Origin of the sequence: Pseudomonas wuhanensis (assembly GCF_030687395.1) — a bacterium.
In the GTDB taxonomy this organism is placed as follows: Bacteria; Pseudomonadota; Gammaproteobacteria; order Pseudomonadales; family Pseudomonadaceae; genus Aquipseudomonas; species Aquipseudomonas wuhanensis.
Genome location: NZ_CP117430.1, coordinates 1,024,802 through 1,051,594, shown reverse-complemented (window position 1 = coordinate 1,051,594; position 26,793 = coordinate 1,024,802). Strand labels below are relative to the sequence as shown.

Annotated in this window: 25 protein-coding genes; 12 read left to right on the top strand and 13 right to left on the bottom strand. The window is 59.0% G+C overall.

Annotation, left to right across the window (positions count from 1 at the left end; translation table 11 throughout):
• Nucleotides 1–43: 43 nt before the first annotated feature.
• The 4 genes from pssA to PSH88_RS04940 all read right to left on the bottom strand — a co-directional run bounded on the left by pssA (nt 44) and on the right by PSH88_RS04940 (nt 4,331).
• Nucleotides 44–901, bottom strand: a complete 858-nt coding sequence (gene pssA, locus PSH88_RS04955) for a CDP-diacylglycerol--serine O-phosphatidyltransferase (protein ID WP_008006914.1) — start codon at nt 899–901, stop codon at nt 44–46.
• A gap of 146 nt (nt 902–1,047) precedes the next feature.
• On the bottom strand, nt 1,048–2,064 hold the full coding sequence (gene ilvC / locus PSH88_RS04950; RefSeq protein ID WP_003185459.1) for a ketol-acid reductoisomerase: 1,017 nt from the start codon (nt 2,062–2,064) through the stop codon (nt 1,048–1,050).
• A 48-nt stretch (nt 2,065–2,112) separates the two neighbouring features.
• Nucleotides 2,113–2,604 carry an acetolactate synthase small subunit gene (ilvN, locus tag PSH88_RS04945; protein WP_003176102.1) on the bottom strand — a complete coding sequence of 164 codons (492 nt, stop codon included), beginning with the start codon at nt 2,602–2,604 and terminating at the stop codon, nt 2,113–2,115.
• Nucleotides 2,605–2,606: 2 nt separating this feature from the next.
• Entirely contained in the window at nt 2,607–4,331 is a 1,725-nt protein-coding gene (locus PSH88_RS04940) for an acetolactate synthase 3 large subunit (RefSeq protein WP_123497228.1), read from the bottom strand.
• 401 nt (nt 4,332–4,732) lie between these two features.
• Between PSH88_RS04940 and PSH88_RS04935 the strand changes: the two genes are divergently transcribed.
• A complete protein-coding gene (locus tag PSH88_RS04935) occupies nt 4,733–5,155 on the top strand; it encodes a DUF4124 domain-containing protein (protein ID WP_305425173.1) in 423 nt (140 codons plus the stop codon).
• 17 nt (nt 5,156–5,172) lie between these two features.
• Here PSH88_RS04935 and PSH88_RS04930 read toward each other — a convergent pair whose 3' ends face one another.
• From PSH88_RS04930 to mrcB, 3 genes are read right to left on the bottom strand one after another with little or no spacing between them, the layout of a single operon-like run.
• On the bottom strand, nt 5,173–5,508 hold the full coding sequence (locus PSH88_RS04930) for a YqcC family protein (RefSeq protein WP_305425172.1): 336 nt from the start codon (nt 5,506–5,508) through the stop codon (nt 5,173–5,175).
• Nucleotides 5,508–6,242: a tetratricopeptide repeat protein gene (locus tag PSH88_RS04925; RefSeq protein WP_305425171.1), complete on the bottom strand. Its 735-nt coding sequence runs from the start codon at nt 6,240–6,242 to the stop codon at nt 5,508–5,510. Before PSH88_RS04925 ends, PSH88_RS04930 begins: the two co-directional genes overlap by 1 nt.
• A 16-nt stretch (nt 6,243–6,258) precedes the next feature.
• Nucleotides 6,259–8,577: a penicillin-binding protein 1B gene (mrcB, locus tag PSH88_RS04920; protein WP_305483475.1), complete on the bottom strand. Its 2,319-nt coding sequence runs from the start codon at nt 8,575–8,577 to the stop codon at nt 6,259–6,261.
• 118 nt (nt 8,578–8,695) lie between these two features.
• Here mrcB and PSH88_RS04915 point away from each other — a divergent pair, with 118 nt between their 5' ends.
• From PSH88_RS04915 to PSH88_RS04905, 3 genes are all read left to right on the top strand, one after another.
• Nucleotides 8,696–10,252, top strand: coding sequence for a bifunctional aminoglycoside phosphotransferase/ATP-binding protein (locus PSH88_RS04915; RefSeq protein WP_305425170.1), 1,557 nt, complete (start codon nt 8,696–8,698; stop codon nt 10,250–10,252).
• A gap of 91 nt (nt 10,253–10,343) precedes the next feature.
• Nucleotides 10,344–10,688, top strand: a complete 345-nt coding sequence (locus tag PSH88_RS04910; protein WP_052967693.1) for a pentapeptide repeat-containing protein — start codon at nt 10,344–10,346, stop codon at nt 10,686–10,688.
• A 244-nt stretch (nt 10,689–10,932) separates the two neighbouring features.
• Nucleotides 10,933–11,205: a TfoX/Sxy family protein gene (locus PSH88_RS04905; RefSeq protein ID WP_007902045.1), complete on the top strand. Its 273-nt coding sequence runs from the start codon at nt 10,933–10,935 to the stop codon at nt 11,203–11,205.
• A 268-nt stretch (nt 11,206–11,473) separates the two neighbouring features.
• On the opposite strand, the gene PSH88_RS04900 is transcribed toward PSH88_RS04905, so the two are convergent.
• Genes PSH88_RS04900 through PSH88_RS04885 form a run of 4 tightly spaced genes read right to left on the bottom strand, consistent with a single transcriptional unit; the run spans nt 11,474 to nt 15,032 of the window.
• Entirely contained in the window at nt 11,474–12,337 is an 864-nt protein-coding gene (locus PSH88_RS04900; RefSeq protein ID WP_305425169.1) for a ChaN family lipoprotein, read from the bottom strand.
• Nucleotides 12,338–12,358: 21 nt separating this feature from the next.
• The gene (locus PSH88_RS04895; RefSeq protein WP_305425168.1) at nt 12,359–13,126 is read right to left on the bottom strand and encodes a heme ABC transporter ATP-binding protein; all 768 of its coding nucleotides are present in this window, start codon (nt 13,124–13,126) and stop codon (nt 12,359–12,361) included.
• A complete protein-coding gene (locus PSH88_RS04890) occupies nt 13,126–14,109 on the bottom strand; it encodes a FecCD family ABC transporter permease (RefSeq protein ID WP_217858697.1) in 984 nt (327 codons plus the stop codon). The genes PSH88_RS04895 and PSH88_RS04890 overlap by 1 nt, the downstream gene beginning before the upstream one ends.
• A 50-nt stretch (nt 14,110–14,159) precedes the next feature.
• Nucleotides 14,160–15,032 carry a heme/hemin ABC transporter substrate-binding protein gene (locus PSH88_RS04885; protein WP_305425167.1) on the bottom strand — a complete coding sequence of 291 codons (873 nt, stop codon included), beginning with the start codon at nt 15,030–15,032 and terminating at the stop codon, nt 14,160–14,162.
• Nucleotides 15,033–15,195: 163 nt separating this feature from the next.
• On the opposite strand from PSH88_RS04885, the gene PSH88_RS04880 reads away from it, so the two are divergent.
• Nucleotides 15,196–15,513, top strand: a complete 318-nt coding sequence (locus PSH88_RS04880) for a Rieske (2Fe-2S) protein (RefSeq protein WP_305425166.1) — start codon at nt 15,196–15,198, stop codon at nt 15,511–15,513.
• Here PSH88_RS04880 and sfsA read toward each other — a convergent pair.
• Both sfsA and PSH88_RS04870 read right to left on the bottom strand, forming a co-directional pair.
• On the bottom strand, nt 15,510–16,223 hold the full coding sequence (sfsA, locus tag PSH88_RS04875) for a DNA/RNA nuclease SfsA (RefSeq protein ID WP_305425165.1): 714 nt from the start codon (nt 16,221–16,223) through the stop codon (nt 15,510–15,512). The genes PSH88_RS04880 and sfsA overlap by 4 nt on opposite strands.
• Nucleotides 16,223–17,395 (bottom strand): pyridoxal phosphate-dependent aminotransferase, encoded by a 1,173-nt coding sequence (locus PSH88_RS04870; protein ID WP_305425163.1) that lies wholly within the window; start codon nt 17,393–17,395, stop codon nt 16,223–16,225. Before PSH88_RS04870 ends, sfsA begins: the two co-directional genes overlap by 1 nt.
• A gap of 334 nt (nt 17,396–17,729) precedes the next feature.
• Between PSH88_RS04870 and dksA the strand changes: the two genes are divergently transcribed.
• From dksA to folK, 7 genes are all read left to right on the top strand, one after another.
• On the top strand, nt 17,730–18,173 hold the full coding sequence (dksA, locus tag PSH88_RS04865; protein ID WP_030130357.1) for an RNA polymerase-binding protein DksA: 444 nt from the start codon (nt 17,730–17,732) through the stop codon (nt 18,171–18,173).
• A 207-nt stretch (nt 18,174–18,380) separates the two neighbouring features.
• Nucleotides 18,381–19,277: a tRNA glutamyl-Q(34) synthetase GluQRS gene (gluQRS, locus tag PSH88_RS04860; RefSeq protein ID WP_305426940.1), complete on the top strand. Its 897-nt coding sequence runs from the start codon at nt 18,381–18,383 to the stop codon at nt 19,275–19,277.
• A gap of 77 nt (nt 19,278–19,354) precedes the next feature.
• A complete protein-coding gene (locus tag PSH88_RS04855) occupies nt 19,355–19,531 on the top strand; it encodes a hypothetical protein (RefSeq protein WP_003176118.1) in 177 nt (58 codons plus the stop codon).
• Nucleotides 19,515–22,469, top strand: a complete 2,955-nt coding sequence (locus PSH88_RS04850) for a sensor histidine kinase (protein ID WP_305425162.1) — start codon at nt 19,515–19,517, stop codon at nt 22,467–22,469. Before PSH88_RS04855 ends, PSH88_RS04850 begins: the two co-directional genes overlap by 17 nt.
• 22 nt (nt 22,470–22,491) lie before the next feature.
• On the top strand, nt 22,492–23,928 hold the full coding sequence (locus PSH88_RS04845; protein ID WP_305425161.1) for a sigma-54-dependent transcriptional regulator: 1,437 nt from the start codon (nt 22,492–22,494) through the stop codon (nt 23,926–23,928).
• A gap of 710 nt (nt 23,929–24,638) precedes the next feature.
• On the top strand, nt 24,639–26,039 hold the full coding sequence (locus PSH88_RS04840; RefSeq protein WP_033036534.1) for a polynucleotide adenylyltransferase PcnB: 1,401 nt from the start codon (nt 24,639–24,641) through the stop codon (nt 26,037–26,039).
• Between the two features lie 3 nt (nt 26,040–26,042).
• On the top strand, nt 26,043–26,528 hold the full coding sequence (gene folK, locus PSH88_RS04835) for a 2-amino-4-hydroxy-6-hydroxymethyldihydropteridine diphosphokinase (RefSeq protein ID WP_305425160.1): 486 nt from the start codon (nt 26,043–26,045) through the stop codon (nt 26,526–26,528).
• Nucleotides 26,529–26,793: the final 265 nt, after the last annotated feature.

Below are 26,793 nucleotides of genomic sequence, written 5' to 3'. Positions count from 1 at the left end.
GGACAGATGCACCCATAGACTGCGGAGTATGAGGGAAATTACATCACTCGGCTTTTTTGTGCCGACGAAGGCGCAGCAGATACTGCACCGGCCCGGAAGCCGCATAGGCAAGGAAAACCAGCAGCAGGATGCGCGGCGGATCACTGAACACAACGGCGAATACCAATACCACTGCGAGGATCGCGACAAAAGGAACGCGCCCTTTCAAGTCCAGTTCCTTGAAGCTGTTGTACTTGATGTTACTGACCATCAGCATGCCAGCGGCGGCAACCATTAGTGCAACCAGAAACGACATCTTGGAACCCTGGATGCCGTAATCGCTGAATGCCCAGACAATGCCCGCGACCACACCGGCCGCGGCCGGGCTGGCCAGACCAATGAAGTAGCGCTTGTCGGCGGTGCCGACCTGCGTGTTGAAGCGCGCCAGGCGCAACGCCGCCCCCGCCACATAGATGAAGGCAACCATCCAGCCGACCTTGCCCATATCGCCCAAGGCCCAGCCGAATGCCAGCAAGGCCGGCGCGACACCAAAGGCAACCATGTCCGACAGCGAGTCGTACTCGGCACCGAAGGCGCTTTGGGTATTGGTCATGCGGGCAACACGACCATCAAGGCCGTCGAGCACCATGGCGACGAAAATCGCGATCGCGGCAAACGCAAAATACTTGCTCGCGCCGATGGCATCACCGGCACTCAAGGCACTCTGGGCGCTCATCGAGTTGATGATGGAATAGAACCCTGCGAAGAGGTTCGCAGTGGTGAACAGATTCGGCAGAAGATAGATACCACGATGCCGGACTTTACGACCTTCAGCGTCATGCCCTTCTTCGATGTGTTCATCGATGGGCAGAAGGCTTTCGGCGTCAGAAGCCTGCTTTGGCTCTTCGGGACGTTCGCTCATGGACATTTACCTTGCAACGGGGTGGAAAGTTTCGACAGGTGTCTGGGACGACGGTTCGGCCACAAACAATGCAGCTTTATACCAGAACCGGCGGATCCAAACGAAAAAACGCGGCCTAGGCCGCGTTTTCCGTACAAGCTCGGGACTTAGTTCTTGGCTTTGTCGACGATCTTGTTGGCACCGATCCAAGGCATCATGGAGCGCAGTTGCTCACCGATGATTTCGATACCGTGAGCGGCGTTGTTACGACGCTTGGCGGTCATCGAAGGATAGCCGGTGGCGCCTTCGCTGATGAACATCTTGGCGTACTCGCCGTCCTGAATACGTTTCAGGGCGTTGCGCATGGCCTGACGGGATTCGGCGTTGATCACTTCCGGACCGGTCACGTACTCGCCGTACTCGGCGTTGTTGGAGATCGAGTAGTTCATGTTGGCGATACCGCCTTCGTACATGAGGTCAACGATCAGCTTCAGTTCGTGCAGGCATTCGAAGTAGGCCATTTCCGGCGCGTAGCCAGCTTCAACCAGGGTTTCGAAACCGGCTTTTACCAGCTCAACGGTACCGCCGCACAGAACGGCTTGTTCGCCGAACAGGTCGGTTTCGGTCTCGTCCTTGAAGGTGGTTTCGATGATGCCGGTACGACCGCCACCAACGCCAGCGGCGTAGGACAGTGCAACATTTTTGGCGTTGCCCGAAGCATCCTGGTAGATAGCGATCAGGTCAGGGATACCGCCGCCTTTGACGAACTCGGAACGCACGGTGTGGCCCGGAGCTTTCGGCGCGATCATGATCACGTCGAGGTCAGCACGTGGCACAACCTGGTTGTAGTGAATCGCGAAACCGTGGGAGAAGGCCAGGGTGGCGCCTTTTTTGATGTTCGGCTCGATTTCGTTCTTGTACAGGGCAGACTGGAACTCGTCCGGGGTCAGGATCATGACCAGGTCGGCAGCTGCTACAGCGGAAGCAACGTCAGTCACTTTCAGGCCGTGGGCTTCGGCCTTGGCAACAGTGGCCGAACCTTTACGCAGACCAACAGTAACGTCAACGCCGGAGTCTTTCAGGTTGCACGCTTGAGCGTGGCCTTGGGAGCCGTAACCGATGATGGCAACTTTCTTGCCCTGGATGATCGACAGGTCGCAGTCTTTATCGTAGAAAACTTTCATGAATTTCCCCTCTATATCCTGGCCGTTCAGGCCATTCGCTAATTTGGTTTAGATGCTCAGTACTTTGTCGCCGCGGGCAATCCCGGTGACGCCACTGCGTACGGTTTCCAGAATCGAGGCAGTGCCGATCGATTGAATGAAGCTGTCGAGCTTATCGCTGGTACCGGTCAATTGAACGGTATACACGCTAGCGCTGACATCAACGATCTGCCCACGATAAATATCGGTGGTGCGCTTGATCTCGGCGCGCTGGGCGCCGGTGGCCTTGACCTTGACCAGCATCAGTTCGCGCTCGATGTGAGCACTCTCCGACAGGTCGACCAGTTTTACCACTTCGATCAGCTTGTTCAGGTTCTTGGTGATTTGCTCGATGACTTCATCATGGCCGACCGTGGTCAACGTCAGACGCGACAGGGTCGGGTCTTCGGTTGGTGCCACGGTCAGGCTTTCGATGTTGTAGTTGCGCTGCGAGAACAGGCCGACTACACGAGACAGAGCGCCCGGTTCGTTTTCCAGAAGCAAGGAAATAATGTGCCGCATGATTAAGTACGCTCCGTCTTGCTCAGCCACATATCGCGCATGGAGCCGTCTTTGATCTGCATCGGGTAGACGTGCTCGCTGGTGTCGACCGAAATATCGATAACCACCAGGCGATCTTTCATGGCGAACGCCTCTTCCATCTTCGACTTCAAATCTTTCGATTCGGTGATGCGCACGCCAACGTGACCATAGGCCTCGGCCAGCTTGACGAAGTCGGGCAACGATTCCATATAGGAGTGCGAGTGGCGGCTGCCATAACTCATGTCCTGCCACTGGCGCACCATACCCAGTACACCGTTATTCAGAATGACGATCTTCACCGGCAAACCGTATTGCAGGCAGGTCGACAGTTCCTGAATGTTCATCTGGATGCTGCCCTCGCCCGTTACGCAGGCGACGTCATCATCCGGGAAGCTCAGCTTGATGCCCATGGCCGCCGGAAAACCGAAGCCCATGGTGCCCAGGCCACCGGAGTTGATCCAGCGGTTCGGCTTGTTGAAGGTGTAGTACTGCGCGGCGAACATTTGGTGCTGGCCCACATCGGAGGTCACAAAGGCGTCGCCCTTGGTCACTTCGCATAGGGTTTCGATCACGGTCTGCGGCTTGATCACGCTGCCGTCGCCCTTGTCGTAAGGGAACAGGCCGCGGTCACCGCGCCACTCATCGACTTGCTTCCACCAGCTGGCAACGGACTCCTTGTTCGGGGTCTCGCCGATTTCCTTGAGGATCGCGACCATTTCGGTCAGGACACTTTCGACCGGACCGACGATAGGCACGTCTGCCTTGATGGTCTTGGAGATCGAGGCCGGGTCGATGTCGATGTGAATGATCTTGGCATTCGGACAGAACTTGGCCGGGCCGTTGATCACGCGATCGTCGAAGCGCGCGCCGACTGCAAGGATCACATCGGCATGATGCATCGCCAGGTTGGCGGTGTAGCTGCCGTGCATGCCGAGCATGCCAATGAACTGACGGTCGGTGCCAGGGTAGGCACCCAAACCCATCAGGGTATTGGTCACTGGCAGGTTGAGCATCTTCGCCAGTTCGGTCAGCGGCGCGGAGCCACCACCGAGAATCACGCCGCCGCCCGAATACAACACAGGGCGCTTGGCCGCCAGGAGCATTTCGGCTGCCTTGCGGATTTGCCCGGAGTGACCGCGAACGGCCGGGCTGTAGGAACGCAGCTTGGCTTTTTTCGGGAAGATGTATTCGAACTTCTCGGCCGGGTTGGTCATGTCTTTCGGGATATCGACAACGACCGGACCAGGACGACCGGATTGCGCCAGGTAGAACGCTTTCTTCATGACTTCCGGGATTTCCGACGCATGCTTGATCATGAAGCTGTGCTTCACGATCGGCCGGGAGATACCGATCATGTCGGTTTCCTGGAACGCATCGGTGCCCACCATGGTGCTAGGCACCTGGCCGGAAATGATCACCATCGGAATGGAGTCCATGTAGGCCGTGGCAATACCGGTGATGGCGTTGGTTGCGCCCGGGCCGGAAGTTACCAGTACCACACCGGCTTTACCGGTGGCACGGGCATAACCGTCAGCCATATGGGTCGCAGCCTGCTCGTGACGAACCAGGATGTGAGTCACTTCCGGTTCTTTGAACAGGGCATCATAGACATGAAGAAGAGCACCACCCGGGTACCCGTAGATATATTTGACGCCTTCGTCACGCAAAAAGCGGACGAGCATCTCACCGCCAGATAAAAGCTCCACGTTGTTCACCTCTAAAACGCCAGAATACCGCCCACATACAAAGAGGACGGGTCTTAATAGGTTTACTTCTCGGCAGAGCATGAGCGACGGTGGTCGCCGACTACGTCAGCACTGACTGAGCAAGTATTGGGATCGTCCCAAGTGTTGCGGGCCTTTCCCACCCAGCGCGAGGTAACGCGTTGCGGGTGTAACAGGTCGGCGCGGATGTGCGCCTCATGATCTACCGAGTGGGTCTGCTTCTGGCAGTCCCTCTACAGCGGACTTTGGATTCTTCTGTTTCGCCCATCGCAAGTCAAGCCGTCAATGTGCTTTATTCGAACTAAGCGCATGAGAACGCAAGAAAAAACCTTTAAACCGCAACTGTGTTAGCTTCAATTGCGCACTCATGACAAGGAAATGGCATGCGAACGTTCTTCTTCACCGCCGGCTTGTTGATCAGCCTTAGCCCTTTGTGCATGGCGGGTCAGATCTATAAATGGGTCGATGCCCAGGGCGTCACCCATTTCGATGCGCAACCGCCCACAGGCCAGGAGTCCACTCTCGTGGTAACGCCCGCTCCGCCCGTCGGCAAACCGGACACGCCAACGCGCAGCAACGTCATAGGCGATCAACGGGCCATCGACAACAAAGTGAAAAAGCAGGTCGCCGAGCAGCAAGCCCAGCTAAAAATATTCTGCGAGCAGGCTCGAACGAACTTGGCTCAGCTGCAGAATAATCCGCGACTACGAGAGGACGTCGAAGGTGAGATGCGCCGCCTGACCGACCAGCAACGTCAGGAGCGCATCACCGAAGCACAGAAACAGATTGCGAAAAACTGCCAGTAGGTCCTGGCAGTTTCGATTCAGCGAGAGGCGGTGATCAGCAGATCAAACTCTTTGAGCAAGACCTGAAGCTGCCGATCCTTGCCCTGGACGTTGCGGGAGGCGAAGACCATTTCGGCCATCTCCTGAATCCCCGATGCATTGGGCAGCGGCAGATCCTGTTCAAGGATGGTCTTCATCCGCGGCAGGAAAATCCATTGCAGCCATTGCTCGAAATCCAGCGTATCCACCGAAAATGGCTCAACACTGGATAGCGCTTCAGCGGACGGCGGAACTTCGTCCCACCAGCCCTGGACACGCAGTTCGCGTTCGATCAACAGCAACTGCTCGGCAATCTTCGGAAAGCGCGCATCCATCACAGCGAAACCTTGGCCTTCTGACGAGCCAACGCAGCACCGGCGGAGTCACCCTGCTTCTCACGAGCCTGGGCGATCAACTCCCACAGACTGGCCTGAAGGGCTGGACGACCACTGGCGAATGTCAAACCACGACGAGCGAATTGCTCGGCCTGTGCCGCATCGCCTTGGGCCATACGCACCTGGGCCAGACGATAAAGCACTTGCGGCTCACGCGGCGCGACACGCTGGGCGCGCTCGAGACTGGAAGACGCGCCATTAAGGTCGCCGCTGGCCTGTTGCTGCTGGGCAGTGGTCAACAACGCCAGGACCGGGCCGTCCAGTTGCTCATCGGCAGACAGGCTGCCGGAGCTCGCCGAAGGAATCCCGCTCGACGTCGATGGCATGCTGTAGCTGCCCTGATTGATCGGTGCCGACTGGACCGGCGAGGTATCGATCGGCCCCGGAGTGATCGGGCCTGGGGTAATTGGCGAGGTGCTGATCGGTGCCGAGGAAACGGCGCCACCACCCGGCACCATCACCACAACGCCAGTATCACCTTGCGGGATTGCCTGAGTCTGGCCTTGCACAGGACGTTTCACCGTCGACTGCCGGAAACCGCCATTCGCCGAAATCCGTTCGCTGTTGGAGACGGCGGTGCCGGAATCCACAACCGGGATCGAACCACGCTGCACGGTGGAGCAACCACTGAGCAAAGCCACGGCAGTTACCGCCGGAATCAACCACTTGTTCACTTCAAATCCTCTTTGCTTAATTCATCCAGCCCTTGACCCAATCCATCACCGACTCAGCAGGGTTTTCGCCACCGCAAGCGGGACCGGGAGGCGGTTCGCTGCCGCGAATATACGGCATTTGCACGGCGCCTGGGCAGCTGCCTTCAGAACCTTGCCCGGTACGCGAGTCGACCCAGGCCTGAACAATGTTGTCCGGCTGCGGCATGTCCAGCGGCAACGGATCGGCCTTGCGCATGAAACTGGTCCAGACCTGCAACGCACCGGTAGCACCGGTGAATGGCGTCTTGCCGTTATCATCGCGCCCCAGCCAGACCACTGCCAGCAGATCCTGACTGAAACCGGCGAACCAGCTGTCCCGCGAATCGTTACTGGTGCCGGTCTTGCCGGCGAGGGTCAGGGTTTTCGGCAACACGTTATAAACCGAACTGCCGGTGCCTTCACGCATGACCCGTTGCATGGCGTTCTGAACCAGGTAAATGGACGCCGGATCGAATTGCTGCTGAATCTGGAACGGATAACGCTTGAGCGGCTCGCCCTCGGCAGTCAGTACGCTGCGAATCCCGCGCATCGGCGTGTTGAACCCGCCATTGGCCAGCGTCTGGTACATGGTCGCCACTTCAATCGGGGTCAAGCCGCCGGCACCCAGCAACATCGACGGAAACGCCGGGAACTCGCGACTCACCCCCAGACGCGCCAGGGTCTTCAAGACATTCGGCACGCCCACCGCCAAGCCGAGACGCGCGGTCGACAGGTTGTAGGAATGCGCCAACCCTTGATACAGGAACACCGTGCCGTGGGAACGGCGATCATAGTTCTGTGGTTTCCAGACCTGACCGTCCGCGCCTTTGACCGAGAAGTAGTCGTCCGACAGCCAACTGGTCAGCGTGTACTGGCTCGGCTTCTCAAGGGCTGTCAGATAAACCGCTGGTTTGATCAACGAGCCGATCGGTCGTACCGCGTCCAGCGCCCGGTTGAAACCGGCAAAACCCGCCTGACGGCTGCCGATCATCGCCTGGACTTCTCCGGTTTCCGGGTTGGTCACGACCATGGCCGCCTCAACCTCATCGGAACCCTTGCGCCCGGCCAGGCGCTTGAACGTATCGTTGACCGACGCTTCGGCTTTCATCTGCAGGATCGGGTCGAAACTGGTAAAAATCCGCAGTCCCTCTTCGGTCAAGTCTTCGTCGCGGTAGTCTTCGCGCAACTGACGTTTAACCAGGTCGAGGAAGCCCGGGAACGAGCTATCGGCCAACTTGCCGCGAGTGGTCACACCCAGTGGCATTTTCTTCGCCGCCTGAACCTGCTCGGCGGTGGCAACGCCTTGTTCCCCCAGAACATCGAGCACCAGATTGCGCCGCTCCAGCGCCCGCTCAGGGTTGCGACGCGGATTGTAATAGGACGGCCCCTTGACCATGCCCACCAACAAAGCGACTTGATGCAGTTTCAGCTCGGACAATGGCTGTCCGAAGAAGAACTGGCTGGCCAGGCCGAAACCGTGCACCGCGCGCTGACCATCCTGGCCGACGAACACTTCATTGAGGTAAGCCTCAAGAATTTCGCGCTTGTCATAATGCAGCTCAAGCAACATCGCCATCATGGCTTCGGTGAGCTTACGGGTCAGGCTGCGTTCGCTGGTGAGATAGAAGTTCTTGACCAACTGTTGCGTCAGCGTACTGCCGCCCTGGGTCATCTTGCCGCCCGAGGTATTGACGTAGATGGCTCGGACAATCGACTTCGGCGACACGCCCCAGTGGCCGTAGAAGTCCCGGTCTTCTACGGCAATCAGGGTTTCGAGCAGATACGGCGGAACCTGATCGATTTTGATCAGGATGCGGTCTTCAAGGTTTTTCGGATAAATCCCGCCAATCAGCAGCGGTTCCAGTCGCACCACAGAAAGCTTCGAACCGTTGGTCGCCGAAAGCTCGGCCACGTAATCGCCGGAGAAGCGCACACGCACGGGCTGGGCCTGCTCCATGCCTTCATAGAACTGGAAGCCTCGGGTATTCAAGTCGACGATATTGCCATTGACTGCCGCCGCGCCGGGGCCGTTGCTGACGGCTTCGCGTCGGTAACCCAAGGCATCGAGCTCGGTGAGGAAGTCTTCCTTGCTCAGCTTCTGGCCAGTGAACAGCTCAAGCGGGCGCGCGTACACCTTGGCCGGGATGGTCCAGCGCTTGCCAGAGAACTTCTCCTGGACCACGGCGTCGAGGTAAACCGCGAACCCGGCGAGCACCACAAGGCCGACCAGGCTGAGTTTAAGGGCCCAGCCCAGCCAGGGGCGCATGCCCTTGGAAGGTGGTTTTTTGGGGGTGCGGGGGGATCGAGTACGAGTCATGGCGGCGGATTATACGCACTTTATTCATACTCAACAGAAGCCCGCTGAGGTTTGCGTCGGGCGGACTTGCGGCCATAATGGCGGCCTTGAATTTTCCCCAGACTCTGAAGGATCGCCTGTGAGCCAGTCCCTGATCGCTGCCCTGCAAAACCCGGCCCTCTACCCGCATCCCGTAGAAGGGTTTCAGGTCATCGAAACCCATATTTCCTGGGTGCTGCTCACCGGCCCCTACGCTTATAAAGTGAAGAAGCCAGTGAATTTCGGCTTCCTCGACTTCACCAACCTCGAGGCTCGCGAGCATTTCTGCGCTGAAGAGCTGCGCCTGAACCAGCGCCTGACCCATGATTTGTATCTTGAAGTGTTGCCGATCACTGGCAGCGCCGAGGCACCGCAACTGGGCGGCGAAGGTCCAGTCGTCGATTACGCCCTGAAAATGCGTCAGTTCCCACAAAGCCAATTGCTCAGCACCTTGCAAGCCAACGGCGAATTGACCACCACGCACATCGACGAGATGGCCGCGCAGATTGCTCAATTCCACCTCAGCGCCCCGAAAGTGCCTGCCGAACACGAAGCCGGCACGCCGGACAGCGTCATGGCGCCGGTACGGCAGAACTTCGAACAGATCCGTCCGTTCCTCAGCGACAAGGCCGATCTGCTGCAACTCGATGCACTGCAAGCCTGGGCCGAAAGCAGCTTCGAACGCCTCAAGCCGCTGTTCGCCCAGCGCAAGGCCGACGGTTTCATTCGTGAATGCCACGGTGACATTCACTTGGGCAACGCCACCGTGATCGACGGCAACGTGGTGATCTTCGACTGCATCGAGTTCAACGAACCGTTCCGCTTCACCGACGTTTACGCCGACACCGGCTTCCTGGCAATGGACCTGGAAGACCGTGGCCTGAAGAGCCTGGCGCGTCGTTTCATCAGCCAATACCTGGAACTGACCGGCGACTATCAGGGCCTTGAGCTGCTGAATTTCTACAAAGCCTACCGCGCACTGGTTCGCGCCAAGGTCAGCCTGTTCAGCATGCCGGCCGAGGCCGATCCGGTGCAGCGCGCCACCACCCTGCGTCAGTACCGCAACTACGCCAACCTGGCGGAAAGCTACAGCACCATTCCTTCGCGCTTCCTGGCGATTACCCACGGTGTTTCCGCCGTCGGCAAGAGTCACGTGGCCATGCGCCTGGTGGAAGCGCTGGGCGCCATTCGTTTGCGTTCCGATGTCGAGCGCAAGCGTATGTTCGGCGAACAAACCGTACCGAACGACCTGCAGGCCGGCATTTATAGTGCCGACGCCAACGCCGCTACTTACAGCCGTCTGCATGAAATTGCCGGGGTAATTTTGCATGCCGGTTTCCCGGTGGTGATCGATGCCACGTACCTCAAGCGCGACCAGCGCGACGGCGCGGCGAAAATCGCCGAAGCCACGGGTGCGCCGTTCCTGATCCTCGATTGCGACGCGCCGCAAGCGGTGATTGAAAGCTGGTTGAAGCAACGTCAGGCAGACAATAACGATCCGTCCGACGCAAACCTGACCGTTATCGCCGCCCAGCAAGCCAGCCGCGAGGCCCTGACGCCGGCAGAAATTCTGTGCAGCAAACGCGTCCAGACCAATGAAAGTGGCACGCTCGATACCGTCGTTGCGCAGATTCGCCAACGCCTGCCAGGCCTGTAAAAAACTATTTCAACCGTGAAGCCCTCACCGGCTTCACGGCTGTCAAATAGTGGCACTATACTGGCGTCATAAAACCATCAGGTGATGCGACATGAGCCAGCCGAAACTTCTCGACACCCCGCTTTACGCCTTGCTGCACAAAGACGACATTACAGGCTTTAATAATGAACGCCCGAAAGATGGACCTATCGACATGGTCGGTGGCGACTTTCGTGGTCTCGATCTGCGTGAACTGAACGCCGACGGCGTCGACTTCACAGATGCCTATTTCCGCTCTGCCGACTTGCGCGGCATCGACTTTCGCAACTCGTCCCTGGAAGGGGCGAGCCTGGCCCACGCGCAGATATCCGGCGCCTACTTTCCGCCAGAGCTGAGTGCCGATGAGATTCTGATGTCGATGAATTTCGGTACGCGACTGCGTTATCGCACCCGCTAAAAGCGACGTTTCTACCAGGTCCGGCGCCCCTGCTTTGCGCTGGACTCTGTACTTTTTTTCTACCCTGAAACTCAATCCTCCGCCCGTCTACCGACTGCACTCGCAGCCTTTTCACGCCGCTTCTTGAGCCCGTTTCTTAGAAGCTTTTGCGTCGAAACCGACCAAACAATCACGCTTTTCCTACTGATGGCTACACTGCTGAGAGGCTCGCCCACGCACCGTTCGGCTGTCGCAAGGAGGCTTGATGAATGATGAACTGCAACACCTGAAAAATCTTGGCAAGACGTCGGCGCAATGGCTGCATGCCGTGGGCATCCACAGTGCATCGGACTTGCGTCGGCTGGGAGCTGTGGATGCTTATCGGGCCGTGCGCACGCGCGGTTTTCGGGCTTCCAAGGTGTTGTTGTATGCGATCGAAGGCGCACTGATGGATGTTCACTGGAACGACATTCCCGCCGAACGTAAGGAAGCCTTGAACAAACAACTGGACGCCATCTCGTCACGCCACAAGATTTGAACGGGTAATTACGCTTACGCACACAGCCTGAAGACCAATGATTGCAGGGCCCTCACCAAGGGAACTGGTGAGATTCACAGAAATCAAGAATCAGCGGTTGACTTGGTAATGAGAATCGCTATGATTATCACAACTGGTCGCGAGACTGGTCGATATTCTGAAAAGCCCTTGGTTCGGACTCTCAGATTATCTCCTCATCAGGCTAATCACGGTTATTTGACCCGGCTCTTGCCGGGTCTTTTTTTGCCTGTGGAAAACTCGCCAGGTTTTACTGCCCTGACTGCTTGCCGAACTGTCTACGCATTTGCGCGCAGTAATCCTGCGGTGGCGTGGCGGGCGTATACCAGACGTAATCGGCCATGGCCGGCGTGATCTCAGCGCCCTGCTCTGCCAGCATCAATACCGTTGGCGCCTCGTGCTCACTTAAATCCTGCACATGGATCGGCACCCCGACATCCTTGCGTGCGTGGTACGCGCCGGCAAACAGCAGTGAAGGCGTCGGTGCGGCCATTAATCGCCCGGCCATCCGCCGGTCACGTTGCTGCTGGACGGCCAGCATCGCGGGCATTTGCGATGTGGGCAGCAAGCCGCAGTGAGAATCGCTGATTTGTGCCAGCAACGTCTCTTTAACCATCGGGGCATTGGAGCGCGAACCGCTCAATGTCGGCGGTTTGCCATAGACAGTACGGACTTCAAGCGTATCCAGATTGGCCGCCAGCAACGGGTACGGCTGAGTCAGGGCAAAACCAACGATCGGCCCATACAGATTCCAGTCCCAACCCGGTTGCCAGGCCAATGCATTGGGCAAGTCAGTTGGTAGCGGTGAAGAGTGCCTAGCGTGATCGACGCGCACTTGTTGATCTGGCGTGAGCATTTCCAGCAGCAGACTGCCTTGGGGCCGCTGATCACCCAGCGCCTGTAACAACCACAATTGCAGTTGATGGTGATCACGGTTGTCATGCTGCTCGCCGATGATCAACCGCGAAGGCTTGGCTAACCGTACAAGCAATTCCTGCGCTGTCAGGGTTTGACCGCTGCGCAGTTCCCGGATCTCGCCACTGACCGGCGGCGGCACCGATACATGCTGACAGGCACTCAGTAACAGCACAGCCAGTATCACCATCACACGCATGTTTTCACCTCGATGAAATGCTCAGCGGGCGATGATCAGCGGATGCCCACGCTCCGGGTGCGGCTGCACCAGTACTTCCAGCCCGAACACAGCCTTAAGCGGTTCCGGGCGCAGCACCTGCTCCGGAGTGTCCAGTGCCACCGGACGCCCACCTTCGAGCAGTAACAGGCGATCACAATAGCGTGCCGCCAGATTCAGATCATGCAGGATCACCAGCACCGCAGCGCCACGATCAGCGAACTCGCGCACCGCTTGCAGAGTAGTGTGTTGATGCAGCGGGTCGAGCATCGATGTCGGTTCATCGAGCAACAACGTTTGCCCCGCCTCCCCCGGCCACAGTTGCGCCAGCACCCGTGCCAGATGCACCCGCTGACGCTCGCCGCCGGACAATGCCAGATAGCTGCGGCCACTCAGGTGCCGCGCATCCGCCGCGTGCAGCGCGGCGGCGACGATCTCGTCATCCCGGACCCGGCCGCTTTGATAAGGCAGACGGCCCATGCCGACCACGTCTTCGACGCGAAAGGCAAAGTCCAGGGTCGACACCTGTGGCAACACCGCCAAACGCTGGGCTCGCTGCGCCCCGGCCCAATGACTCAGCTCGCGCTCATCAAGCCAGACACTGCCGTGGTCGGCATGCAATTCACCGCACAAGGCGCCGAGTAAGGTGCTTTTACCGGCACCGTTGGGGCCCAACACGCCGAGGACTTCGCCCGGCTTGAGTTCAAGGGTGATGTCCGTGAGAACAATCTTTCGACCGCGCCGGATTTGCAGATTCTGCGTTCGCAACATCAAGCACGCCCTCTGACCAGTAGATACAGAAAGAACGGTGCGCCGATGAAGGCTGTGACGATCCCGATCGGCAACTCGGCTGGTGCCAGGGCCAGTCGCGCCACCAGATCGGCGAACAGCAAGAGACTGGCCCCTGCCAATACCGACGCCGGCAACAACACCCGATGATCGGGACCGGCCAGCAGCCGTACCAGATGCGGCACCACCAGGCCGACAAACCCGATCATCCCTGCTGCCGCTACCGCCGCACCGACGCCCAGCGCCGTGCAAAACACCAGTTCGCGCTTGAGGCCTTCGACGTCGATACCCAGGTGACCGGCTTCCGACTCCCCCAGCAACAATGCATTCAAGGCCTTCGCTCGACGCGGCAACCATAGCGCCACACCGGTGCTCACCAGCAGCAACGGCCAAAGTCGCGAATAACTGGCGCCGTTCAGGCTACCCAGGTTCCAGAACGTCAGGGTGCGCAGGGTCGCGTCATCCGCCAGATAGGTGAATAACCCTACCGCCGAACCGGCCAGGGCAGTCAATGCAATACCGGCCAGCAACATGGTGGCGACGTTGGTCTGGCCATTGCGTCTCCCCAATCGATAGACCAGCGCCGTTACACCCAGCCCACCGAGAAACGCGCACACCGACAACAGATAAGGCCCGAAGGATTCAGGCAGACCGCCGAACACCGAACCGCCGACAATCGCGATGGCTGCGCCCAATGCCGCACCACTGGAGACCCCGACCAATCCCGGATCGGCCAGAGGGTTGCGAAACAAGCCCTGCATCGCCACGCCGGACAGCGCCAGCACGCCGCCCACTGCCAAGCCCAGCAAGGTTCGTGGCAAGCGAATCTGCCCGAGGATCAGCTCGGCCTGCTCCAACCCGTCGGGCGCGATGGGTAAACCAATCAGTCGCAACGCCGCGCGCAAGGTGTCGAACAACGGCAAGCTCACCGGCCCCAACGCCAGCGACAACCAGATCGCCAGCAAGCAAAGCAGGCTCAGGCCAATGAATAATGCACGGGGTTTAACCAGAAGGATCATTGGCCGGACGTACCAGGATAGAACGCGTCAGACAGCTTGGTCAGACTTTCCGGCAACCTTGGCCCCAGCCCCCCCACCAACAAAGTCGGGTCCAGCTCCATGACTCGCCCGTCCTTGGCCGCTCGGGTGGACGAGAGGATCGGATTCTCCTTGAACAACGCCGCACGCGCCGCATCGCCCGTCAGTGCTCGGTCGGCAAATACCAGCACTTCGGGATTGAGACTGGCCAGGGACTCGACAGAAAACGGTTTGTAGCCAGTATGGGTTGCCAGATTGTGGCCACCGGCGTGTTGCAGCAACCAATCGGCGGCGGTGTCTTTACCGGCAATCAACGGTTTTCCGCCCGCGTGCCCCAACAGCAGCAATACGCCCGGTGCTTTGTGTTTGAGTTGTGCCTGACTGACCCGGGCTTGTTGCTGATCGAGTTGCTGTTGATAAGTCAGAAACACTTGCGAAGCCCGATCTTCAGCCCCCAGCAATTTGCCCAGATGCTGCAAATTGCCCCGCAATGTCACCAAATCTGGCTGGGCCGAGAACAGTTCGACCTGAACGCCCGCGCTGCGAATCTGTGAAAGTACCGGTGGCGGCCCCATTTCTTCGGTGCCCACCAGGATCTGCGGGCGCAGACTCAGAACCCCCTCTGCCGAGAGTTGCCGTTGATAGCCGATGCTCGGCAGAGCCTTCAGCGATTCGGGGTGCTGACTGGTGGTATCGACACCCACCAGTTTCGACTCACCACCCAGTGCACTGACCCATTCCGACAAGGCACCACCAGCACTGACCCAACGTTGCGGCAACTCGGCTGCCGAGGCTTGGTGACTGATGAACAGTCCGACACAGAGCACAGCAACTCGGGTACTCAGGCGCATAAACAGCTTCCTTTAAAGGTTTTCCCGGGCATCGAGAGGACAGGCCAAGTATCCTCGGCATCCGGCAATCGCCCTGTGGGTGAGCGGCCATTTGATAATTGTTTGCATTTGAACGTCAAGCTTGGACATATCTGGTCACGAGCTGCGGGACTTGAGGATAGACATGAAGCTTCTTTGCACAGGCGCCGAATTGGCTGACGCCAGCAGTCGCGGTTTCGACGTCGACGGTCAGAAGCTTCTGGCCGTGCGCCGGGGCGGTCGGGTGTACGTGTATGAAAATCGCTGCCCGCACCGAGGCGTCGGACTGGAATGGAAGCCCGACCAGTTTCTCGACCCCAGCAACAGCCTGATCCAGTGCGCCACTCACGGCGCACTGTTTCTGATCGAAGACGGCGAATGCGTTGCCGGCCCATGCGCCGGGCAATCCCTGACCATCATCCCCTGCCGCGAAGACGAGCAAGGGATCTGGGTCACGCTTTAACCGTTCAACAAAACATCCAGCCGCCTATCCACCACCATCTCTTCGTGGGTCAAGTGCACGCCATACGCCAGCACTTCGACCCCACATGCCACCGCTTCACGTAACGCCGCCGCGTAGGCCGAATCGATTTCTTCAGCAGGACGCACGGAGTCGATGCCGGTCAGGTTCACGCAATACAACTGCACGGCACGAATCCCGTCCCGGGCCAAATGCGCCAACTCCCGCAAATGCTTGGCCCCGCGCTGGGTCACCGCATCGGGAAACGCCGCCACCAACGAGCCATCGAAGCCCAGGGTAACGCTTTTGACTTCTACATACGCTGGCCCGCTCGGGTAATCGAGACGGAAATCGATGCGACTGCTTTCCTGACCGTAGGCCACTTCGCGCTTCAGTTCGGTAAAGCCGTTCAGCTCGGTGATGACATTGGCCCGCAACGCCTCCTCGATCAAACCGTTGGCGCGCCCGGTGTTTACGCAGAACAACCGTCCCTGCGGGGTTTCCCCGACTTCCCAGGTGCCGGGCAACTTACGTTTGGGGTCGTTGGAACGACTGAACCAGACCTGTCCGCCTTCGACCTGGCAATTAAGCATCGAACCGGTGTTAGGACAGTGAATGGTCAGCAACTCGCCGCTAACGGTTTCGATATCGGCAAGAAAACGTTTGTAGCGACGAATCAAGCGACCTTCTTCGAGGGGAGGATAAAAACGCATCAGCCTTGCCAGCTCCGCAATCCGCGAGCGATGCGCTCAACCGCTTCCTGCAAACGTGGAAGACTTTGGGTGTAGGCAAACCGCACATGATGCCCGGCCTGATAACGCCCGAAATCCAGGCCCGGAGTGATCGCGACATGCTCGGTTTCGAGGAAATGCCGGCAGAATGCGAAGGCATCGCCGCCGAACTTGCTGATATCGGCGTACAAGTAGAACGCGCCTTCCGGCTCCACGGCGATACCGAAGCCCAACTCCCTCAGGGCCGGCAGCAGGAAATCACGACGTCGGCCGAACTCGGCGCGGCGCTCTTCGAAAATCTGGATGGTGGCGGGTTCGAAGCAGGCCAATGCGGCGTGCTGGGCCATGCTCGGCGCACTGATGTAGAGGTTTTGGGCGAGCTTCTCCAGCTCACCGACCGCCGCCTCAGGTGCTACCAGCCAACCGAGGCGCCAGCCGGTCATGCCGAAATACTTGGAAAAACTATTGAGGACGAAGGCGCTGTTATCGACTTCCAGCACGCTGGCCGCATCCGTGCCGTACGTCAGGCCATGGTAGATCTCGTCGACCACCAAATGGCCGTGACGGGCCTTGATCGCTGCAGAGAGCCCGGCCAACTCGTCGCGAGTCAGGATGGTCCCGGTCGGATTGGCCGGAGATGCCACCAGGGCGCCGACGCTGTCGTGATCCCAGTGACGTGCGACCAGGTCAGGGGTCAGCTGATAACGCACGTCCGGGCCGACCGGCACCAGTTGCGCCGCGCCTTCCACCAGCCGCAGGAAGTGCCGGTTGCACGGATAACCCGGATCGGCGAGCAGCCAATGCTTGCCTGGGTCAACCAGCAAGGCGCTGGCCAACAGCAACGCCCCTGAACCGCCGGGGGTGATGAGGATGCGCTGCGGATCGATGTTCAGCCCATAACGCTGCTGATAAAACCCTGAAATGGCTTCACGCAGCTCGGGAATGCCGCGAGCAGCGGTGTAACGGGTCTTCCCCGCCGTCAGCGCGGCCTGGCCGGCCTGGATGATCGGCTCGGCGGTGGTGAAGTCCGGCTCGCCGATTTCCAGGTGGATCACGTCGTGGCCGGCCGCTTGCAGCTCGTTGGCCCGCGCCAGCAGGGCCATGACGTGAAACGGTTCGATAGCGCGACTGCGCGCACTGTAGGACAGAGCCATTAGCCTTCCTTACAACGGGGAAAAGAATCGATTCTACCCAAGCGCAGGAACGAGCGAGAACCTAAAGCGGTCAGAGCCCATATAACGCTGGTCTCAAACAGTTCAAGCGTATGCTCCAGGTTTGACTAAAATCAATAATTGATCAGGTCTCCAGAGCCACCAGGCAAGGCTTTGCAATCTTTTGCAAGGCCCACGGGCCGCGGGCTCGACATCCGGGAGTAGCGCGGCCCGATTTGATCTGGTAAGTTCGCCCGCTTGCAGCCGCAGGGCCGGCAGGTGTCGGTGATGGAGCAATCCTGCGCAATGGATTACAAGAGTAGAGGCGGTCCATTTCATGCCCACCCAAGCAAAGCAACAACAGAACCAGTCGATCAGCGGCTTCGAACCCTACAAAGAAGTGAAGGGCGAAGAGTACATGGGCAAGCCCATGCGCGCTCACTTCACCAAGATCCTGAACAAGTGGAAACAGGACTTGATGCAGGAAGTCGACCGTACTGTTGATCACATGAAAGACGAAGCGGCCAACTTCCCTGATCCGGCAGATCGTGCCAGCCAGGAAGAGGAATTCAGCCTCGAATTGCGCGCCCGCGACCGAGAGCGCAAGCTGATCAAGAAAATCGACAAAACCCTGCAATTGATCGAAGACGAAGAATACGGCTGGTGCGAGTCCTGCGGCGTCGAAATCGGCGTCAAGCGACTGGAAGCCCGCCCTACCGCCGACATGTGCGTTGACTGCAAGACCCTGGCGGAAATCAAGGAAAAGCAAGTCGGCAAGTAACTCTTTGCGACTTGAACGAAGAACGGAGCGTGCGAACGCTCCGTTTTTTGTTTCTGACATTGCTGATTTGTTGCGTTTTTAAAATCGCCTTCGCGAGCAAGCTTCACTCCTACAAAAGGCTGGCGCAATTTCCTGTAGGAGCTGAGCTTGCTCGCGAAGGCGGCTTCAAGCCATGCTCAAAACGATGAACAGCCTGACGTCACCCTTATGACCACCATCGCCTCCCCCGCCTACATCGGGCGTTTCGCCCCTACGCCCAGTGGCCACTTGCATTTCGGTTCGCTGGTCGCAGCGCTGGCCTCCTACCTCGACGCCCGTTCGGTCGGCGGCCGCTGGCTGGTGCGCATGGAGGATCTCGACCCGCCGCGCGAAGAACCCGGCGCTCAGACAGCGATCCTCAAAGCGTTGGAAAGTTACGGTTTCGAGTGGGATGGCGATATGGTCCGACAGAGCGAACGGCACGCTGCCTATGACGAAGTCATCAATCGCCTGTTCAATCAGGGCCTGGCCTACGCCTGTACTTGTTCGCGAAAACAATTGGAGCCGTATCACGGCATCTATCCCGGTTTCTGCCGCAACGCGGGGCACGGCACCGAGAACGCGGCGATTCGCCTGCGCGTACCGGAACTGGAATACCACTTCATCGACCGGGTGCAGGGCGAATTCCGTCAACATCTCGGTCGGGAAGTCGGTGATTTCGTGATCCGCCGTCGCGACGGGCTCTACGCCTATCAATTGGCGGTGGTACTGGACGACGCCTGGCAAGGCATCACCGATATCGTGCGCGGCGCCGATTTGCTGGATTCCACGCCACGCCAGCTCTATCTGCAAGAACTGCTGGGCCTGCCGCAACCGCGCTATCTGCACATCCCGCTGATTACCCAGCCGGACGGCCACAAACTCGGCAAATCCTATCGCTCGCCGCCGCTGGCCGAAGATCAGGCCACGCCGCTGTTGCTGCGCGCACTGCGGGCACTGGGGCACAAGCCTGCGACCGAGCTGAATGACGCCACGCCACGGGAAGTGCAGAACTGGGGCATTGTCCACTGGGATGCATCGCTGATCCCGCGCACACTGACATTGCCCGAAGCGCAACTGCAGTGATGCCACTTGCAGTGGCGCGCCCATCCGTTACCATCGCCGCACGTTTTCGGGCACGCGCATAAAAAAGAGAGGCCGGGATGTACATCTATCGCTTGGTCCTGCTCCTGGTAGTGGGGATTTATCTGTTCTCCCCGGCCATCATGGATTGGTGGATCGACGCCACGGGCGCCTGGTATCGCCCTTATTTGCTCTGGCTGATTCTGATTGTCGTGACCTTCATCCTGCAGAGCCAAAAAGATGCCGATGAGCTTTAGCCTGACCCAGATGATCCTGATCAGCGCCGCGTACCTGGCGGTGCTGTTCGGCGTGGCCTGGATCAGCGAACGGGGCATGATCCCCCGGGCGATCATTCGCCATCCGCTGACATACACCCTGTCGCTGGGCGTCTACGCCAGTGCCTGGGCGTTTTACGGCACGGTGGGCCTCGCTTATCAGTACGGCTACGGCTTCCTGTCCAGCTACCTCGGGGTTTCCGGGGCCTTTCTGCTGGCGCCGGTGCTTTTGTACCCGATCCTGAAAATCACCCGCACTTATCAACTCTCGTCCCTGGCCGACTTGTTCGCGTTTCGTTTCCGTAGCACCTGGGCCGGAGCACTGACGACCATTTTCATGCTGATCGGCGTGCTGCCGTTGCTGGCGTTGCAGATTCAGGCAGTGGCCGACTCCATCAGCATCCTCACCCGCGAGCCGGTGCAGCATCGCGTGGCCCTGAGCTTCTGCGCACTGATTACGCTGTTCACGATTTTCTTCGGCTCACGCCACATCGCCACCCGCGAGAAACATGAAGGCCTGGTGTTTGCGATCGCCTTCGAGTCGGTGATCAAACTGATCGCGCTTGGCGGCGTTGGCCTGTATGCACTGTATGGCGTGTTCGACGGCCCGCAACAGCTGGAACTGTGGCTGCTGCAAAATCAGACCGCCCTCGCTGCTTTGCACACGCCATTGCAGGAAGGCCCGTGGCGCACGCTGTTGCTGGTGTTCTTCGCCTCGGCGATCGTGATGCCGCACATGTACCACATGACCTTTACCGAAAACCTCAACCCGCGCTCGCTGGTCAGTGCGAGCTGGGGTTTACCGCTGTTTCTGCTGTTGATGAGCCTCGCGGTGCCGCTGATTCTCTGGGCCGGGCTGAAACTCGGCGCCACGACCAATCCGGAATACTTCACCCTGGGCATCGGCATCGCCGCCAACAGCAAAGCCCTGGCGCTGTTGGCGTATGTCGGTGGATTGTCGGCGGCCAGCGGGCTGATCATCGTTACTACGCTGGCGCTGTCCGGGATGGCGCTGAACCATTTGGTGCTGCCGCTCTATCAGCCGCCGGCCGAAGGCAATATCTACCGTTGGCTGAAATGGACCCGCCGGGCGCTGATCGTCGCGATCATCATGGCCGGTTACGGTTTCTACCTGATGCTGGGCGCCGAACAGGACCTGGCCAACCTCGGCATCGTCGCCTTCGTCGCCACGCTGCAGTTCCTGCCGGGGGTTTTGTCAGTGCTGTACTGGCCGACCGCCAACCGCCGCGGCTTCATCGCAGGTCTATTGGCGGGGATTCTGGTGTGGCTGGTGACCATGCTGCTGCCGCTGGTCGGCAACCTGCAAGGCTTCTACATTCCGCTGTTGAACATGATTTACGTGCTGGACGACACCAGTTGGCACATGGCAGCAATCGCTTCGCTGGCCGCCAACGTGCTGATGTTCACACTGATCTCCTTGTTCACCAACGCCAGCCCCGAAGAGGCGAGCGCCGCCGAAGCCTGCGCGGTGGACAACGTTCGCCGCCCGCAACGCCGCGAACTGCATGCCGCCTCACCCCAGGAATTTGCCACACAGCTTGCAAAACCATTGGGTGCCAAGGCTGCGCAGAAAGAAGTCGAACAGGCACTGCGTGACCTCTATCTGCCGTTCGATGAACGCCGGCCTTATGCCTTGCGCCGTTTGCGCGACCGTATCGAAGCCAACCTGTCTGGCCTGATGGGGCCGAGCGTCGCGCAGGACATGGTCGAAACCTTCCTGCCCTACAAGGCCGGCGGCGAAAACTACGTTACCGAAGACATCCACTTCATCGAAAGTCGCCTCGAGGATTACCACTCGCGCCTCACCGGTCTTGCCGCCGAACTCGATGCCTTGCGTCGCTACCACCGCCAGACTCTGCAGGAATTGCCGATGGGCGTGTGCTCGCTGGCCAAGGATCAGGAAATCCTCATGTGGAACAAAGCCATGGAGGAGCTGACCGGGATTGCCGCGCAGCGTGTGGTCGGTTCGCGCCTGAGCACCATTGCCGATCCGTGGAAAGAGTTGCTGCAAGGCTTCATCAATCTGCCAGACGAGCACTTGCACAAGCAGCACTTGGCCCTCGACGGTCAGACTCGCTGGCTGAACCTGCACAAAGCGGCGATCGATGAACCGCTGGCGCCGGGTAACAGCGGCCTGGTGCTGCTGGTGGAAGATTTGACCGAAACCCAGATGCTCGAAGACAAACTGGTGCATTCCGAGCGCCTGGCCAGCATTGGTCGACTGGCGGCCGGCGTGGCTCATGAAATCGGCAACCCGATCACCGGCATTGCCTGTCTCGCGCAAAACCTGCGCGAAGAGCGCGAGGAAGACGCCGAACTCACGGAGATCAGCGGGCAGATCCTCGAGCAGACCAAACGCGTGTCACGCATCGTTCAGTCGCTGATGAGCTTCGCCCACGCGGGCAGTTATCAGCACAGTGACGAGCCCGTCTGTCTGGCGGAAGTGGCGCAGGATGCCATAGGCCTGCTGGCCTTGAACCGGCGCAATTTCGAAGTTCAGTTCTACAACCTGTGCGACCCCGATCACTGGGTCGAAGGTGACCCGCAGCGGCTTGCCCAAGTATTGATCAATCTGCTCTCAAACGCCCGCGACGCCTCGCCTCCGGGCAGTGCGGTGCGAGTCAAAAGCGAAGCCGGCGAACACACGGTCGATCTGATCGTCGAAGACGAAGGCAGTGGTATTCCCTCGAGCATCATGGACCGATTGTTCGAACCTTTCTTCACCACCAAGGATCCTGGTGAAGGCACCGGTCTGGGCCTTGCACTGGTCTATTCCATCGTTGAAGAGCATTATGGACAAATCACCATCGACAGCCCGGCTGATGTTCAAAGCCAACGCGGCACCCGTATCCGGGTGACTTTGCCGCGTCATGTCGAAGCGACGTCCGCTGTGAACTGAGACCGTCGAGAGTATCGAATCAATGCCGCACATTTTGATCGTCGAAGACGAAACAATTATCCGCTCCGCCTTGCGCCGTCTGCTGGAACGTAACCAGTACCAGGTCAGCGAAGCCGGATCCGTGCAGGAAGCACAAGAGCGTTTCAGCATTCCCACGTTTGACCTGATCGTCAGCGACCTGCGTCTGCCGGGCGCACCTGGTACCGAGTTGATCAAACTTGGCCAGGGCACTCCGGTGCTGATCATGACCAGTTACGCCAGCCTGCGTTCGGCCGTCGACTCAATGAAGATGGGCGCGGTGGATTACATCGCCAAGCCTTTCGATCATGACGAAATGCTCCAGGCCGTCGCGCGAATCCTGCGTGACCGGCAATCGGCGCAAGCCAGCGGTGAACCGGTCGTCGGCAAAACGACCAATGGCGCCGCGAAAAACGGTGTCGACAACAGCAACGGCGAAATCGGCATTATCGGCTCCTGCCCGCCAATGCAGGACCTTTACAGCAAGATCCGTAAAGTCGCGCCAACCGACTCCAACGTCCTGATCCAGGGTGAGTCCGGTACCGGTAAAGAACTGGTAGCACGCGCCCTGCATAACCTGTCCAAACGCGCCAAGGCGCCGATGATCTCGGTGAACTGCGCAGCCATTCCGGAAAGCCTGATCGAGTCCGAACTGTTCGGCCACGAAAAAGGCGCGTTTACCGGCGCCAGTGCCGGGCGTGCCGGGTTGGTGGAAGCGGCGGACGGCGGCACCTTGTTCCTCGATGAAATCGGTGAGCTGCCACTGGAAGCTCAGGCTCGCCTGCTGCGTGTGTTGCAGGAAGGGGAAATCCGCCGGGTCGGTTCGGTGCAGTCGCAGAAGGTTGATGTACGCCTGATTGCCGCGACGCACCGGGACCTCAAGAGCCTGGCGAAGATTGGCCAGTTCCGTGAAGACCTGTATTACCGCCTTCACGTGATCGCCCTGAAACTGCCGGCCTTGCGGGAACGCGGCGCGGACGTCAATGAAATTGCCAATGCGTTCCTCGCAAGGCAAAGCGCACGGGTCAACCGCACCGACCTGAAATTCGCCCAGGATGCCGAACAGGCGATTCGGCATTACTCCTGGCCGGGTAACGTTCGCGAACTGGAAAACGCGGTCGAGCGTGCGGTGATTCTGTGCGAAAGCCCGGAAATTTCCGCCGAGCTGCTGGGCATCGACATCGAACTGAGCGATCTGGATGACGATGACTTCATCGGCCTGGCGCCCCAGCAGGGCAACGGCGCCGGTAACACCAGCCACGAACCGACCGAAGATTTATCTCTTGAAGACTACTTCCAGCATTTCGTACTCGAGCATCAGGACCACATGACCGAAACCGAACTGGCCCGCAAACTCGGGGTCAGTCGCAAATGCCTGTGGGAACGCCGTCAGCGCCTGGGTATTCCGCGGCGCAAGACCGGGGTGGCCAGCGAGAGCTGAACCGCACCTGTCGGATGTGCGGGTAACACATGACATTGTGAAAAAACTGTTACCTCAGCTTTTTCACGTAACAGAAGCCGGGGCTTACGGTAACGAAGCCCCGGTTTTTTTTGGCCTCGAAAAACACCATCAGCCCGCCTAACCCCTTGTTTTACTGGGCTTCACAAAAGTTGGCACGCCCCCTGCTATATGTTTGGTACAAGAACAATAACAAGCAATGTACAAGACAATAAAAATAAGACGTATCGACTCACGCACAATAAAAACAAGACGGCGAGAGGCGTAGCTAACTGATTCTTTTGGAGAGGCGTTGCATTTGGGGCTTGCCCCACGACCAGGCCGAGAACAATAAAAAACTGTCCCAAGACAGTGCCTGAACTGGTTGGATCGAACGATCATAGCAACACAGCGACCAAAGCAATCCGTTTGCTCTTGGCTCCCGATTGGGAGGGTCATGAAGGAAAACTTCATGGCGAGGGCGCTCAACAAAAACAAGAAGCCCGAAACCAATAATAAAAATAGAGCACGCAACTACTTCTTGGGGAGCTTCGGCTCCCCTTGTGGTTTCTGGCGTTTGGGCACGCCACGCGACATCCCCTTCACACGCTTGCGCAGCTTCCTACACCATCCCCCGACTAAATGCTAGAATCCCGGCCCATCATGCGGTCATTCTTCGTTATGGCCGAACATTCCTTCAAACAGTGCATCCCATGCTGAAGAAGTTGTTCCAGTCATTCCGTTCTCCCAAGCGTCATACGCAACACATTCGCAGTACGCCTGAAGTGCTCAACAGCGGCCAACATTCGCTGCAAAAGGCACAGTTCAGCCGCTACGCGGTGAATATCGTCGAGCGCCTGCAGAACGCCGGTTACCAGGCTTACCTGGTCGGCGGCTGTGTGCGTGACATGCTGCTCGGCATCACGCCGAAAGATTTCGACGTCGCCACCAGCGCCACCCCCGAACAGGTACGCGCCGAATTCCGCAACGCGCGGATCATCGGTCGGCGTTTCAAACTGGTGCATATCCACTTTGGCCGCGAAATCATTGAAGTCGCGACCTTTCGCGCCAATCACCCGCAAAACGACGAGGACGAAGACAGCAACCAATCGTCTCGCAATGAAAGCGGGCGCATTCTGCGCGACAACGTCTACGGCACCCTGGAAGAAGACGCGCAACGCCGCGACTTCACCATCAACGCCTTGTATTACGATCCGGTCAGCGAGCGCATTCTCGACTACGCCAACGGCGTACACGACATCCGCAATCATCTGATCCGCCTGATTGGCGATCCGAAGCAACGCTACCAGGAAGACCCGGTGCGGATGCTGCGGGCCGTGCGTTTCGCCGCCAAGCTGAATTTCGGCATCGAAAAACACAGCGCCACGCCGATCCGCGAACTGGCACCGTTGCTGCGCGAGATCCCGTCGGCTCGTCTGTTCGAAGAAGTGCTCAAGTTGTTCCTCTCCGGCTATGCCGCGGACACCTTCGAAATGCTGGTCGACCTGCAGTTGTTCGATCCGCTGTTCCCGGCCAGTGCGGCAGCGTTGGAGTACAACCCGACCTACACCCACACGCTGATCAGTGAAGCGCTGATCAATACAGACCTGCGGATCAAGCAGAACAAACCGGTCACTCCGGCGTTCCTGTTTGCCGCCCTGCTCTGGCCTGCCCTGCCGGCCCGTGTGTTGCGTCTGCAAGAACGCGGCATGCCGCCGATTCCGGCGATGCAGGAAGCCGCTCACGAGTTGATCGCCGAACAGTGCCAGCGCATCGCCATTCCGAAACGCTTCACCATGCCGATCCGCGAGATCTGGGACATGCAGGAGCGCCTGCCACGGCGCAGCGGCAAACGCGCCGACCTGTTGCTGGACAACCCGCGGTTCCGTGCCGGTTACGACTTCCTGCTGCTGCGCGAAAGCGCCGGTGAGCAGACCGACGGCCTGGGCGAGTGGTGGACCGACTATCAGGACGCCAACGACAGCGAACGCCGGGACATGATCCGCGACCTCAGTGGCAAGGACGACGGCACCGGTGCTCCACGCAAACGCCGCCGCAGCGGCGGTGCCAAGCGCAAGCGCACTGCCGGCGCACCGAGCGCTACAGGCGAGTAAGTCATGGAACGCATCTACATCGGCATGGGCAGCAATCTGGCTGACCCCGCCGAACAATTACGCAGCGCTGTCACAGCGCTGGCGCAATTGCCGCAAACCGAACTGGTCGGGGTTTCCGGGTTTTATCAAAGCGACTCGCTGCTACCCGGCCAACCGCGCTACACCAACGCGGTCGCAGCGCTCGACAGCAGCCTCGCGCCACTGGACCTGCTGGATGCGCTTCAAGCCATCGAGAACGGCCAAGGACGCGAGCGCCTTGAACGCTGGGGCCCGCGTACGCTGGATCTGGACATCGTGCTGTTCGGCGATCGACTGATCGACGAACCTCGCCTCAAAGTCCCCCACTATCACCTGCAGGAACGGGCCTTTGTGCTCTATCCGCTGGCCGAGCTGGCACCAGCGCAATTGCGCCTGGCTGATGGCCGCACCCTCACAGAATTACTCGCCGCTTGCCCGTTCGTCGGGTTGGAACGCCTCTCCCCGAATTGACAAAAAATCCCTGTGGGAGCGGGCTTGCCCGCGATGGCGGACTATCAGTCAACATTGATGTTGAATGCAAAGTCGCTATCGCGGGCAAGCCCGCTCCCACAATGGTTTCTGTCGTATCAAAGATTTTCAGCAACAAAAACCTGCTGAATCGCATCAGTAACGCCGGTAACACCCCACGCGTAACAATGCGGTAACACACGCAATTGACTTCCCGGGTTCTCCTCACGACTATAGGCGTCCCGCTGCCGCCAACGCGGCGCCAAAG

Bases quoted from the DNA above. Each gene is read 5' to 3' on its own strand.
- pssA (WP_008006914.1), bottom strand. From the start codon at position 901: ATGAGCGAACGTCCCGAAGAGCCAAAGCAGGCTTCTGACGCCGAAAGC.
- ilvC (WP_003185459.1), bottom strand. From the start codon at position 2,064: ATGAAAGTTTTCTACGATAAAGACTGCGACCTGTCGATCATCCAGGGC.
- ilvN (WP_003176102.1), bottom strand. From the start codon at position 2,604: ATGCGGCACATTATTTCCTTGCTTCTGGAAAACGAACCGGGCGCTCTG.
- PSH88_RS04935 (WP_305425173.1), top strand. From the start codon at position 4,733: ATGCGAACGTTCTTCTTCACCGCCGGCTTGTTGATCAGCCTTAGCCCT.
- PSH88_RS04930 (WP_305425172.1), bottom strand. From the start codon at position 5,508: ATGGATGCGCGCTTTCCGAAGATTGCCGAGCAGTTGCTGTTGATCGAA.
- mrcB (WP_305483475.1), bottom strand. From the start codon at position 8,577: ATGACTCGTACTCGATCCCCCCGCACCCCCAAAAAACCACCTTCCAAG.
- PSH88_RS04910 (WP_052967693.1), top strand. From the start codon at position 10,344: ATGAGCCAGCCGAAACTTCTCGACACCCCGCTTTACGCCTTGCTGCAC.
- PSH88_RS04905 (WP_007902045.1), top strand. From the start codon at position 10,933: ATGAATGATGAACTGCAACACCTGAAAAATCTTGGCAAGACGTCGGCG.
- PSH88_RS04900 (WP_305425169.1), bottom strand. From the start codon at position 12,337: ATGCGTGTGATGGTGATACTGGCTGTGCTGTTACTGAGTGCCTGTCAG.
- PSH88_RS04895 (WP_305425168.1), bottom strand. From the start codon at position 13,126: ATGTTGCGAACGCAGAATCTGCAAATCCGGCGCGGTCGAAAGATTGTT.
- PSH88_RS04885 (WP_305425167.1), bottom strand. From the start codon at position 15,032: ATGCGCCTGAGTACCCGAGTTGCTGTGCTCTGTGTCGGACTGTTCATC.
- PSH88_RS04880 (WP_305425166.1), top strand. From the start codon at position 15,196: ATGAAGCTTCTTTGCACAGGCGCCGAATTGGCTGACGCCAGCAGTCGC.
- sfsA (WP_305425165.1), bottom strand. From the start codon at position 16,223: ATGCGTTTTTATCCTCCCCTCGAAGAAGGTCGCTTGATTCGTCGCTAC.
- PSH88_RS04870 (WP_305425163.1), bottom strand. From the start codon at position 17,395: ATGGCTCTGTCCTACAGTGCGCGCAGTCGCGCTATCGAACCGTTTCAC.
- dksA (WP_030130357.1), top strand. From the start codon at position 17,730: ATGCCCACCCAAGCAAAGCAACAACAGAACCAGTCGATCAGCGGCTTC.
- gluQRS (WP_305426940.1), top strand. From the start codon at position 18,381: ATGACCACCATCGCCTCCCCCGCCTACATCGGGCGTTTCGCCCCTACG.
- PSH88_RS04855 (WP_003176118.1), top strand. From the start codon at position 19,355: ATGTACATCTATCGCTTGGTCCTGCTCCTGGTAGTGGGGATTTATCTG.
- PSH88_RS04850 (WP_305425162.1), top strand. From the start codon at position 19,515: ATGCCGATGAGCTTTAGCCTGACCCAGATGATCCTGATCAGCGCCGCG.
- PSH88_RS04845 (WP_305425161.1), top strand. From the start codon at position 22,492: ATGCCGCACATTTTGATCGTCGAAGACGAAACAATTATCCGCTCCGCC.
- PSH88_RS04840 (WP_033036534.1), top strand. From the start codon at position 24,639: ATGCTGAAGAAGTTGTTCCAGTCATTCCGTTCTCCCAAGCGTCATACG.
- folK (WP_305425160.1), top strand. From the start codon at position 26,043: ATGGAACGCATCTACATCGGCATGGGCAGCAATCTGGCTGACCCCGCC.